The following is an 11,735-nucleotide window of genomic DNA, read 5'->3' as shown; positions in this document are numbered from 1 at the left end:
TAACTGTTTTTCAACAAGTTTCTATCTGCATCACCGCCGATGGATGTGCATTATAGACCATTAAATTCTCTTGGCAAGGGGTATTTCAGCCTTTTTCTATTGAGTGCCGTTTTTTTCTACTATTTTACGAAAAAAGTGATATATATGCCTTTTTTTTAGGCATTTTTACTGCTTTTTCTTAATTCTTATATTCAGAAATGTAGGTTATCGTGAGTTTTATATGTCTTCTATAAGAGCTTAGAGGCATATATAGCTTCTTCTAATCCAAAGATTCCAAAGATTCCAAAGATTCCAAAGATTCCAAAGATTCCAAAGATTCCAAAGATTCCAAAGATTCCAAAGAAATAATAGAGCAAATACTCTACCCCACTCTATATTTCTTCTTATTTTTAATTTACTTCTTTTATTATTACTGAATTACTGATCTTTAGATTGTTCCACGTGGAACACTGAATTGTTTTTATGATCCTAAAATAAAAAAAGCAGGATTACTCCTGCTTTTTATCACTACACAACTTTCTTAGTCAGTGAACGTTACACGAGCAATTGCTTTCTTACCTGACTGAATAATGAAAGTACCGTTTTCTTTTACAGAGAAACTTGCATCAACAGCATTCCAGTCAACTTTTACTGCTCCGCGAGCTACAGCATCTTTTGCAGCTGCTGCATTCGGATTTAGGCCAGCTAAACGTAGAATCGTAGCAATAAAGATTTCTCCACCAAACTCACCACGTGAAATAGTCACTTCTGGTGTGTCTTCGGGTACTTCACCTTCTGTAATAAGGTTACCAGCACTTTTATGTGCATTAGCTGCAGCTTCTGCATCATGGAAACGTTCAACTAATTCAAGTGCAAGAATACGTTTTACTTCTTGCGGATTACGACCAGCAGCAATTTCATCTAATAAAGTTTTGATTTCATCTAGAGATTTAAAGCTGAGTAAATCGAAATAGCGTTCAATTAAAGAATCAGGCATTGATAAAACTTTTTGGTACATTGCCCCTGGTGTATCAAATACACCAATATAGTTACCTAAAGATTTAGACATTTTATTTACGCCATCTAAACCTTCTAGAATCGGAACAGTGATACACACTTGTGATTCTTGACCATAACGACTTTGTAAAGTACGACCCATGAGAAGGTTAAAAGTCTGGTCTGTACCGCCTAATTCTACGTCAGCTTCAAGTGCAATTGAGTCATAGCCTTGAACTAAAGGATATAAAAACTCATGGATTGCAATTGGCTGATGGTTGCTATAACGCTTAGTAAAGTCATCACGCTCTAACATACGCGATACAGTTTGCTGACTTGCTAACTGAATAAGGTCAGCAGCAGACTTTTGATTAAACCATTCTGAGTTAAAACGTACTTTGGTCTTATTCGGATCTAATATTTTGAAAACTTGTTCTTGATAAGTTTTGGCATTGGCTTCTACTTGTTCGCGTGACAACGGCGGACGAGTTGCACTTTTACCAGTTGGGTCACCAATCATGGCAGTATAGTCACCAATCAAGAAGGTCACTTCATGACCCAAATCTTGGAACGTTTTTAATTTATTAATAAGAACAGTATGTCCTAAATGTAAATCTGGTGCTGTAGGGTCAAAACCAGCTTTAATTTTAAGGGGACGGTTCTCTTTGAGCTTTTTCAGTAAATCTTCTTCTGAAATAATTTCGTGCGTGCCTCGTTGGATGAGGGCAAGCTGTTCTTCGGCGGGCAAGAAATTTGACATCACAAAACCTAAACACATCAGTTATTCAATTTGTGCGATATACTAACATTTTTTCAGCGTCTTGCAGGGGAAGTTGCATATGAGCGCAATCTATATCGGCGTAATGACTGGCACTAGTATGGATGGTTTGGATATTGTTGCGGCTTCATTTGAGCCACTACAGCTTCATGCCACTCTTACAGTTCCATTTGAACCCGAGTTACGTGATGAGCTTATGGCATTAACTTTACCTGATGACAATGAAATTGACCGCATGGGTAAAGCTGATGTTGCTCTGGCCCAAATGATTGGTCACGGGATTAATACTCTCATTGAAAAACATCAATTAGATCGTAGTCAAATTAAAGCGATTGGTTCGCATGGGCAGACAATTCGTCACCGTCCAGAACATGGGTTTACGCTACAAATTGGCGATCCCAATATCATTACCGAAATCACTCAAATTCCAGTTGTTTCAGATTTTCGTCGTAGAGATATGGCAGCAGGTGGTCAAGGTGCACCATTAGTTCCAGCTTTCCATCAAGCCTTATTTCAACATGCAAGTATCCATCGTGTGATTTTAAATTTGGGTGGTATTGCTAATGTAAGTATGCTGCCTGCCAACAATGCAGACGGCGTATTTGGTTTTGATACAGGTCCTGCAAATATTTTGATGGATGCGTGGTGTCATCGTCATACTGGTCATCCATATGATGAAAATGGTGATTGGGCAGCTTATGGGCACCCTATCCGCTCTTTACTCGATCGCCTTCATGCGCATGAATATTTTTCTAAAGAACCACCGAAAAGTACAGGACGTGAAGATTTCAATATTGACTGGTTAGATGATCAGTTAATCGATTGGCGAAATGATTTAACTTATGATGAGTTAGAAGACACACCTGAAAACGTCCAAGCCACCTTATTAAAACTCACTGTGCGTGCTATTCAAAAGGCGATTTATCGCTCAGAGATGGAAACAGGTGAAGTATATGTTTGTGGTGGTGGTGCTTATAACTCTTATTTATTAGAACAATTACGCTGGCGTTTACGTAAGCACAATTGGTCTGTTCAACCTACAGATGTTTTAGGACTCTCCCCTACTTGGGTCGAGGCTACAGCATTTGCATGGTTAGCAATGCGTTTTGTAAACGGTTTAAGTGGTAATTTACCAGCGGTAACAGGTGCTTCGGATTTCAGAATTCTAGGTACGATCACGGCCGTATAAAGCTACATATCAATTTGATTGGTCAGATTCGACCTCATAACACATTTACTGACCCGAAATGCTGTTATTTAAATCAGTATAAAAACTCATGATAAGTGCCAACAAAAATAATTTGAGGCACTGTCATCATGGATCTGACCAAACGTATCCATCAGTACACGCGTGGCGACTGGACATTCGATGTGATTGATTCAGGCCCTATTGATGGCCCACTTGTTGTTTTATTGCATGGTTTTCCAGAAACTGCTCATAGTTGGGAGCAAACCTCGGAATTATTGCATCAGCATCAATTTAGAACACTTGCAATTCATCAACGGGGCTATAGCTTAAATGCTAGACCTCAAAGCCGATTTCAATATTCATTGAGTGAACTGGTAGAAGACGTGGCAATTTTTATTAACCAACTCGGTCAACCAGTCTATTTAATAGGGCACGACTGGGGATCGGCAATCGCTTCGGGCGTTGCAATGAAGTATCCACAATATATTCAACATCTCACTTTAGTTTCTGTACCACATCAAGCTGCTTTTTTAAAAGCCTGCTTAAGCAGCAAACAACTTTTTAAATCTTATTATTTTGCAATTTTTCAGCTGCCTCTTCTTCCTGAAGTTCTATTTAAAAAGATGCCTAAATTAGGTCGTAAATTTCTTCAGTCATCTGGCATGACCGAGCAGCAAATTAAAACATTCGAGACTGAGTTTATAAAGGAAAATAGATTAGGTACGGCGTTAAATTGGTATCGTGGCTTTTTTTGGGACAAGCCTCAAAATCCGTTTAAAGCAATAGATGTTCCTACTCTTTTTATTTGGGGTAAACATGATATTGCCGTTACAGAAAAAAGTGCCAAGTTAAACTCAAGTTATTTTAAAAATAGTTATCGTGCAGTTTTTATGGATGCTTCGCATTGGATTCCGTATCAGAATGCACCTGAACTTGTGCAATACTTTTTAGAATCTATCCGTGAAAAGTAATAATCTGATCAATAAAAAACCTCTCAAAATAGAGAGGTTTTTAAATTTTAAAATTCTTTTTAAATCGAGAATGAAGAACCACAACCACATGTTGTTGTTGCATTCGGGTTTTGAATGATAAAACGTGAACCTTCAAGGCCTTCTACATAATCAACCACTGAGCCAATTAAATACTGATAGCTGAGTGAATCAACAAGCATTTTTACATCGCCATTAACAAATTCTGCATCATCTTCATTTACACTTTCAGCAAAATTAAAGCCATATGAAAACCCTGAACACCCGCCTCCCGTTACATATACACGTAACATGAGATCGTCATTCCCTTCACTATCACGGAGTTGGCGTACCTTATTGGCAGCATTATCTGTCAAAACTAGAGCTTGGGCATTCATGATGATTGTTCCTCGGATTTTGCTGTGCCTTTCAAAATAAAAAAGACCCTATATTGAGTATAGCATAATCAATATAGGGTCTGTCTTCGAAGTTTAAAGCGAATCTTGAGTATTTTTATCAAGATTATTTGTAATTCTCGTCTTGTAAGCCACATTCGAAGTTTTTAGCATCTTGCTTACAGCGGAATTGCCATAATAGTTTCATCATACGTTTATCATATACACCACGTTGTGTAAGGCTGATTCGTGACTCACGCATGAGCTTTTGGTAACCCGGTTTATCTGCTGGTGGAACATCCATCCAGTATTTTTGTGGAATATCAGCTTTCATTTTACCTAAAATGGTAAAGGCACGTGGTAACTGACCCGAAACCCACTCTCTAGATTTCTGACCAAAACCTGCTGGGAACTTATCAGGACGGATAATAATATTTCCTGTCACCTGTAAGATTGGATAGTTCACGATCGCCCCTTTTGTTCCTAAACCTTTTTGTAGTTCTAAAGGTTTAAATGCTGCCGCTGGAGCACCAATAATGTCTACCTGATGGTTATTAAATTTAGCACCGAAATTTGTTATATCGGCACTAACAGCCTGCGCACCTACCTGCTGAACCATAATTTTTTGCGCTTCATCATAGTCAAGAACTGCAATTTTTTTACCTGCAGCTTTCGCTACTGTATTGATGCTGCGATCATTTACTAAAAGATAGGCATCTCCTACTGGAATAACACCTACAACCTCATAGCGGCCGTTAACCATATATTTACTAAAAGTCGGACTCGCCAAACCTTGCATCACTTTTACGGCAAGCTTGAGGTCAGGAATAGCACCAATTGCGTCTAATGACCCTGTAAACGAGTTAAATTGACGACCACGCATGCCTGACACACTGATGCCATCGCATTTGCCTGCTTTAAAATCTTCGGCAATAACGGCTTCATTCTGGTTTACTTTCAGTTCGATATCAGCTCCCCAGGTTTTAGCGGCAAGTTGATAATCCTTCATCAGCGCATAGACATCACCATTTTTACCAACGAAGTCAAAAACACATACTGTTTGTTTAGCCTGAGCTGCAAAAGAAACTGTGGTCAGTCCCATCGCAAGTAATAGCATTTTGGAAAATTGCATATTCTTTTTCCTTTCCTTGTGGAGTTTTTTGTTTTTCGATACCAAGAAATTTCACACCGAAATGGTATGAGTCGGATAGGCTTCATATAAAAAATCATGTTGAAGATATTTTTACGGATCCATTTTGCTTTTATGATTTTATTTCCATCAAAAATAGATAGTCGTCTATCTATTAGCAATTATTTTAATCACAGAAGTCCTTGATCCATTTTTATACCTTCATGTTTCCTTATGAAGTTTTTATCTAAATTTAGCTTAACGTCTTTCTAGTTATCCACAATGGCAGAATTGACAGCATATACAAAACAAAAAGCCTAGAACTAAGTCTAGGCTTTCTGAGAAAAATTAAGATTATTCACCAGGCATTGAACATTCAAAGTTAGCCTTGTCTACAGAACAACGCGCTTTTTTCAATACAGACATCATTCCTGCATCGTAAACACCGCGTTTAGTTAAATCCATACGGCCATCACGCAACATTTTTTGATATTTAAGTTTGTCTTCTGCACTTAAATTCATTTTGTATTTGCCAGGAATCTGAGCTTCTAAACGGTTGATCATTGCAAAGTTCTTAGGCAACTGTTTAACAAACCAGTCACGAGATTTTTGACCAAAACCAGCTGGGAATTTATCAGAACGTAATACTAGATCAGCTGTAACGTGTAATACAGGGAAGTTCCACATTACACCGTTTGCACCCAAACCTTTATTTAATTCTAATGGTTTGTAAGCATAAGCAGGCGCACCTACCATATCTACTTGGCCATTATTAAATTTCGCAGCAAAGTTTGAAATATCAGAAAGAACTGCTTGAGCGCCTACACGCTGCACCATAATTTTTTGTGCATCGTCATAACCTAATACAGCGAATTTTTTACCCGCAGCTTTTTCAACAGAGTTGATGTTTTTGTCACGTACGAAAATGAACGCTGAACCTAACGGAGAAATACCAGCAACTTCGTATTTTTTACCGCCCATATTGGTGGTCATTTTTGCTGCATTACGCGCATCTAACACATAAGTAATTGCACGTTGAGCGATTTGGTTGTTTGGAACACCGCCAAGTGAGTCGATAGATCCTGCGAATTTGTTATATTGGCGTGCACGCATTGCTGTCATTGCTACAGCATCACATTTGCCCGCTTTAAAATCATTATCAGCAACAGCCTCGTCCTGACGAGGTACTAAGTTAATTTCAGTACCCCAGCCTTTTGCAGCTAGAGCCCATTCTTCCATCATTTTATATGAGTCGCCTGCTTTTCCTAAGAGGTCGAATACACACACGGTACTCGCTGCTTGCGCTGAAGCAGAAAAACCAACAACAGAAGCGGCAGCCATAGCAAGTACGATTTTTTTCATTTTCTTCATCCTTCCACGGAACAGATTTTTTGTTTGAAGTTTCCTTTCAAAGACAGATATTAATCATGTTTTTTAGAAAAAAATAGAGCATTTACTCAATTTTTTTATCTGATTGAACCATTGTTTGTTCAATTTAAATTATTTATTAGTAGTAAAAATCACTAAGTTTCCGTAAGTTACTTTTTATATTCACAATTTTCATACCCATATTCAGTATGGAAATATATGTAGGGTTTTTGTGATGAAAAAATAATCTACTCTCCATTAAGCGTACATTCAAAATTTGTGCGTTCAACTGTACAGCGAGCACGCTTAAGTACACTCATCATGGTCGTATCATATACACCCTGTTTAGTTAAGTTGAGACGTCCCTCTCGCAAAAGTTTTTGATATTTGGTTTTATCGTCTGCTGAAAAGTTCATTCTAATTTTTGATGGTACGCCCATTTCCAACCGCTTTATCATGGCAAAGTTTTGAGGTAATTTTTGTATAAACCAATCACGGGATTTTATGCCAAAATCTGTAGGGAACTTATCAGTTCTCGCAATTAAATCTCCAGTAACATTCACCACTGGAAAATTAAACATGGCCCCTTTAGTGCCTATACCTTTGCCAATCTCAAGTGGTTTATAAGCATAAGCAGGCGCAGCAATTGCATCGACTTGTCCACTATTAAACTTTTTCACAAAATCATTAATTTCAGAAGGAATAGGCTGCGCCCCCACACTTTCTACCATAATTTTTTGAGCAAGGTCATAATGCAAAATAGCGAATTTTTTACCGCGAACTTTTTCAATGGAATTCAGATTTTTGTCTCTTACAAATAAATATGCCAGACCAATCTGAACAATACCGACAACCTCGTAATTCGTTCCATTCTGAGCAGTCACCATGCGATGTTTATTGCGTTTATCTAAAACGTAGCTAATCGCTTTTTGCGCAATAGCATTACTGGTTACCCCACCAATCGCATCGATAGAACCTGCAAATTTATTATAGTTTCGTGCCCGCATGGAGGTCATATAAGCAGCATCACATTTGCCTTCACGAAGTCTACGGTCCACCAGAGCTTCATCTTGAAATGGAATTAAGGTGATATCAGCTTGCCAGTCTTTTGCTGCAAGCGCCCACTCTTCCATCAATTTATAAGATTCACCTGACTTCCCTAATAAATCAAATACACACACATTTTGTCCCGCATGTGCTGTTCCCATAGCGCAGCAAAATACTGCACTAATTATCCCCAATCTTTTTTTCATTTGACTTTCCCTAGTCTAGTTTTATTAGTAGCTCATTAATCAACCAAACTTTAAACTGTTTTTATTTTAGTCATTTTTTTTAAAAAGTGTTCTATCTTGTTCAATATTGACGACATTTCGGATGAATAGCTGAACCTAGAATATTTCGATGTATACAATTGTTGTCCACTTCTAACTAAAATCCGGAAAGTTTTGTTTTCATCGGCAGTTCTCTTTAAAATACGGCATTCCTCACTCACCTCGATACAATAAGATGATTCAATTTGACCAAGTTTCTTTACGCCGCGGTGGACGTATTCTATTTCAAAAAGCGTCTATGCAATTACACCCAGGTTGGAAAATTGGTCTGACTGGGGTCAATGGTGCAGGTAAATCAACATTATTTGCAGCGTTACTAGGTAGCTTAGGTGCAGATGAAGGTTCACTTACTCGTCCTTCAGGCTGGATCGTGGCGCATATGGCGCAAGAAATAAAAGCACTAGACATGCCTGCAATTGATTTTGTTCTCTCAGGTGATGAAGAGTTTTGGGATATTCAAAATAAGCTTGCTCAACCAGATCAACTGAGTGACTTCGAATTGGCTAAATTGCATGGCCGCTTTGATGAAATTCATGGTTATTCAGCACCATCTAAAGCAGCTCAGCTTATGGCTGGTCTTGGTTTTCTAGAAAATCAATTGCGTTTAAACGTTGAGAGTTTCTCAGGTGGATGGCGTATGCGTTTAAATTTGGCGCGTACCCTAATGAGCCGTTCAGATTTATTATTACTGGATGAACCAACCAACCACTTAGACTTAGATGCAATTTTGTGGTTAGAAGATTGGCTTAAGGCCTATGAAGGTACACTCATTTTAATTTCGCATGACCGCGACTTTTTAGATGCGATTACAGATCATATTCTGCATATTGAAAATCAGGAGCTCACCCTTTACACCGGAAATTACTCTACATTTGAAACCACGCGTAGTGAACGTCTTGCTCAGCAGCAACAAGCTTTTGAGAAGCAACAAGAAACACGTGCTCACCTACAAAAATTTATTGACCGTTTTAAAGCAAAAGCGACTAAAGCTCGTCAGGCACAAAGTCGAATTAAACAACTTGAGCGCATGCAAGAGCTCGCTCCAGCCCATATTGATACACCTTTTACTTTTAGTTTCCGTGAACCAACCAAAATGAGTTCGCCGTTACTGACTTTAGACAATGCCAGCATTGGTTATGGCGATAAACAAATCGCCGAAAAAATCAGATTACAAATTACACCAACCTCTCGTATTGGTTTACTTGGTATGAACGGCGCAGGTAAATCGACCTTAATTAAGACCTTAGTGGGTGATTTACCGCTCTTAGCTGGTGAACGCAAGGCATCAGAGTTACTTAATATTGGTTACTTTGCACAGCACCAAATGGATGCTTTAGATGGCCATGCTACTCCAATGTTACAAATTGCCCGTTTAGCAGGTAAACAAATTAGTGAAGCGACCTTACGTTCTTTTTTAGGTAGTTTTGGCTTTAGTGGTGAACGCATGGATACGCCATGTGAAACCTTTTCTGGTGGAGAGCGCGCTCGTTTGGCCCTCGCACTGATTGTATGGCAGCGTCCAAATGTTTTGATTCTGGATGAACCGACGAACCATTTAGATCTTGATATGCGTCATGCACTAAGCATGGCATTACAAGATTTTGAAGGCGCTGTCGTATTGGTTTCTCACGAACGTCAACTCATTGCAAGTGTTTGTGACGAGCTTCTTTTAGTGCACGGTGGTAAATGTACCGAGTTTGAAGGTGATTTACAGGATTATGCAAAATGGCTACGTGAAGCACGTCAGCAACTCATCAATGCTCAGACTGCTGTAGCACAGAATAATTCTTCTTCTGCCGCTCCTACTCTCACTAAAGTCGATAAAGAAGCACAGCGTAAAGAAGCAGCTCGCCGTCGTGAACAAACCAGACCTATTCGTAAAAATATCGAAAAAATTGAGTCTCAAATTGAGAAACTTCAACCACAACTTGCCAAAATTGAAGAGTCTTTAGCAGATACATCTTTATATGATGCAGCACGTAAGGATGATCTACTCAAGCTTATGAATGAACAGACTGAGCTGAAAGCTAAACTTGAGCAATATGAAGAACAGCTTTTAGAACTTATGATGGAATTAGAAGAGATGGAAGCCTCTTTTGATTAATCTATTTTTCAAAATAAAAAAGCCGATTTCTTAATCGGCTTTTTTATGAATTAATAAGGGGTATAAAAAGCCCCTAATTCATTTAAATTGGTATTGATTGGCAAAGGCCAAACATTGCTTGATAAACTATCTGCAATATATAAATCATAACCGCCACGGCTTCCTGTCTGCCCCGCTAGAGAAACCACCATATACCGCTGGTCTAAAGGTGCCGGATCTGATGTATTTACGACTGTACTATTAAAAGGCAAACGGGTGGTTTGTTTGGTGGCCGTATCATAAACATAGATCTGATCATGAGCATTTGTTGAGCTATACCAGCGTACATATAAAAACTGGCTTCCCTTCCACCATACTGGATAATATGAGGCAATATTGGTTAGCTGTGTATCATATGCACCCGACTGATCAATACTAAAAATTCTAGAATTACTACTTGCACCTTTGGCGTATAAGATTTGCGTAGTATTGACCATTGGATAAGGCATTGACTCTTCGATATCCCAACCATTTTGAGTGACAGAAGTAATCGTGCGATCAGTCATTTTAACGATTTTTAAATCGCCATTTTGCTTAAAAATAATACGCTGATTATCTATAAATTTGGGATCTTCATCCCGCTTGTTATTCCCTTGGGTTAAATTGGTTGGTAATTCCGTGCTCCCAACTCTCCAAGCATAAACATCCCATGCATCTCCATAATGCTGTCCAGAATTAACTCCCATAAAAGTGAGCCATTTACCATCTGGGGAAAAATGACCATTCATCATGTGGTCAATTTTCCAGTTTGCGCCCAGTAATGTGGTTTGCTGCGTTGTGAAATTATAAAGATAAAGCTTACTGTCCCATGCGTCATAATCACTATAACGATGAAATACTAATTTTCCGTAAAAAGTGGGTGCTGTGGCAGCATGCAGTTGAAATAAGCAATTAAAAAATAAGATTACAATGTATAAAAGTTTTTGTGTGTTTTTCAAAATTATATTCTCTTGTAATAAATGAGTATCCAAGAGAATAGCAGTTTACAAATTTATTTTTCTTATAAAACAAAAGACTTTGTCTAAAATTAAACAAAGCCTTTTATTAAATCATCATAAAAAAGATTATCTAAATTTTTTATGATTTTCATTTCGAATTTTGACTAAATTCATTGCTTCAGTTTTTGCTTGCTCTAACTGTCCGTGCTCAACCAATGCAGTTACCTTATCAATCTCAGCAACAAGCTGATCTAAACCAGCTTGGTACTCTTTTACCTGCACATTTCCTGAAGGTAAACCTTCGAGTTTATGCGGCAAATATTGCTTAGAAGAAACTGCTGCTTCACGCATTACAAAAAGCTGTTGTTTCGCATTAGCAGCATCTTTCGCTTCAGCAAATGCTTTAGTACTCTTAGCTAAAGTTTTCATATTCGTTTCTAAATCAGCCGCCCAAACAGCAGAGCTTCCTAAAAAAACCCATGAGATTAACAAGCTAGCTAACAATTTCTGACCCATCATCT

10 protein-coding genes are annotated in these 11,735 nt (G+C 38.3%); 3 read left to right on the top strand and 7 right to left on the bottom strand.

Annotated features, from left to right (window positions below):
* Positions 1–520: 520 nt before the first annotated feature.
* On the bottom strand, positions 521–1,753 hold the full coding sequence (tyrS, locus tag AC07M3_RS18590; protein WP_017387717.1) for a tyrosine--tRNA ligase: 1,233 nt from the start codon (positions 1,751–1,753) through the stop codon (positions 521–523).
* Positions 1,754–1,814: 61 nt separating this feature from the next.
* On the opposite strand from tyrS, the gene AC07M3_RS18585 reads away from it, so the two are divergent.
* Both AC07M3_RS18585 and AC07M3_RS18580 read left to right on the top strand, forming a co-directional pair.
* Complete coding sequence (locus AC07M3_RS18585) at positions 1,815–2,942, top strand: anhydro-N-acetylmuramic acid kinase (RefSeq protein ID WP_494567991.1); 1,128 nt, start codon at positions 1,815–1,817, stop codon at positions 2,940–2,942.
* Positions 2,943–3,070: 128 nt separating this feature from the next.
* Complete coding sequence (locus AC07M3_RS18580) at positions 3,071–3,913, top strand: alpha/beta fold hydrolase (RefSeq protein WP_494567992.1); 843 nt, start codon at positions 3,071–3,073, stop codon at positions 3,911–3,913.
* Between the two features lie 59 nt (positions 3,914–3,972).
* Here the strand turns inward: AC07M3_RS18580 and erpA are convergent, their stop codons facing one another.
* The 4 genes from erpA to AC07M3_RS18560 all read right to left on the bottom strand — a co-directional run bounded on the left by erpA (position 3,973) and on the right by AC07M3_RS18560 (position 8,055).
* A complete protein-coding gene (gene erpA, locus AC07M3_RS18575; protein ID WP_003656048.1) occupies positions 3,973–4,308 on the bottom strand; it encodes an iron-sulfur cluster insertion protein ErpA in 336 nt (111 codons plus the stop codon).
* Between the two features lie 124 nt (positions 4,309–4,432).
* Positions 4,433–5,437, bottom strand: a complete 1,005-nt coding sequence (locus AC07M3_RS18570; RefSeq protein WP_311085383.1) for a putative solute-binding protein — start codon at positions 5,435–5,437, stop codon at positions 4,433–4,435.
* A 351-nt stretch (positions 5,438–5,788) separates the two neighbouring features.
* Entirely contained in the window at positions 5,789–6,796 is a 1,008-nt protein-coding gene (locus AC07M3_RS18565) for a putative solute-binding protein (RefSeq protein WP_003656045.1), read from the bottom strand.
* Positions 6,797–7,050: 254 nt separating this feature from the next.
* On the bottom strand, positions 7,051–8,055 hold the full coding sequence (locus tag AC07M3_RS18560; RefSeq protein WP_494567993.1) for a putative solute-binding protein: 1,005 nt from the start codon (positions 8,053–8,055) through the stop codon (positions 7,051–7,053).
* A gap of 253 nt (positions 8,056–8,308) precedes the next feature.
* Between AC07M3_RS18560 and AC07M3_RS18555 the strand changes: the two genes are divergently transcribed.
* Positions 8,309–10,237, top strand: coding sequence for an ATP-binding cassette domain-containing protein (locus tag AC07M3_RS18555; RefSeq protein WP_494567994.1), 1,929 nt, complete (start codon positions 8,309–8,311; stop codon positions 10,235–10,237).
* A 50-nt stretch (positions 10,238–10,287) separates the two neighbouring features.
* On the opposite strand, the gene AC07M3_RS18550 is transcribed toward AC07M3_RS18555, so the two are convergent.
* The gene (locus AC07M3_RS18550; protein ID WP_494567995.1) at positions 10,288–11,214 is read right to left on the bottom strand and encodes a TolB-like translocation protein; all 927 of its coding nucleotides are present in this window, start codon (positions 11,212–11,214) and stop codon (positions 10,288–10,290) included.
* Positions 11,215–11,340: 126 nt separating this feature from the next.
* Positions 11,341–11,733 carry a cytochrome b562 gene (gene cybC, locus AC07M3_RS18545; protein ID WP_494567996.1) on the bottom strand — a complete coding sequence of 131 codons (393 nt, stop codon included), beginning with the start codon at positions 11,731–11,733 and terminating at the stop codon, positions 11,341–11,343.
* Positions 11,734–11,735 lie beyond the last annotated feature (2 nt).

The organism is Acinetobacter sp. GW821-FHT09D10 (assembly GCF_059416285.1).
The sequence above is the reverse complement of the archived record's forward strand: the minus strand, read 5'-3'. Positions and strand labels throughout refer to the sequence as shown.

What these genes read in the sequence shown, in the direction of transcription:
- AC07M3_RS18580 (WP_494567992.1), top strand. Translation starts at nt 3,071, where the DNA reads ATGGATCTGACCAAACGTATCCATCAGTACACGCGTGGCGACTGGACA.
- AC07M3_RS18565 (WP_003656045.1), bottom strand. Translation starts at nt 6,796, where the DNA reads ATGAAAAAAATCGTACTTGCTATGGCTGCCGCTTCTGTTGTTGGTTTT.
- tyrS (WP_017387717.1), bottom strand. Translation starts at nt 1,753, where the DNA reads ATGTGTTTAGGTTTTGTGATGTCAAATTTCTTGCCCGCCGAAGAACAG.
- AC07M3_RS18560 (WP_494567993.1), bottom strand. Translation starts at nt 8,055, where the DNA reads ATGAAAAAAAGATTGGGGATAATTAGTGCAGTATTTTGCTGCGCTATG.
- cybC (WP_494567996.1), bottom strand. Translation starts at nt 11,733, where the DNA reads ATGATGGGTCAGAAATTGTTAGCTAGCTTGTTAATCTCATGGGTTTTT.
- AC07M3_RS18555 (WP_494567994.1), top strand. Translation starts at nt 8,309, where the DNA reads ATGATTCAATTTGACCAAGTTTCTTTACGCCGCGGTGGACGTATTCTA.
- AC07M3_RS18585 (WP_494567991.1), top strand. Translation starts at nt 1,815, where the DNA reads ATGAGCGCAATCTATATCGGCGTAATGACTGGCACTAGTATGGATGGT.
- AC07M3_RS18570 (WP_311085383.1), bottom strand. Translation starts at nt 5,437, where the DNA reads ATGCAATTTTCCAAAATGCTATTACTTGCGATGGGACTGACCACAGTT.
- erpA (WP_003656048.1), bottom strand. Translation starts at nt 4,308, where the DNA reads ATGAATGCCCAAGCTCTAGTTTTGACAGATAATGCTGCCAATAAGGTA.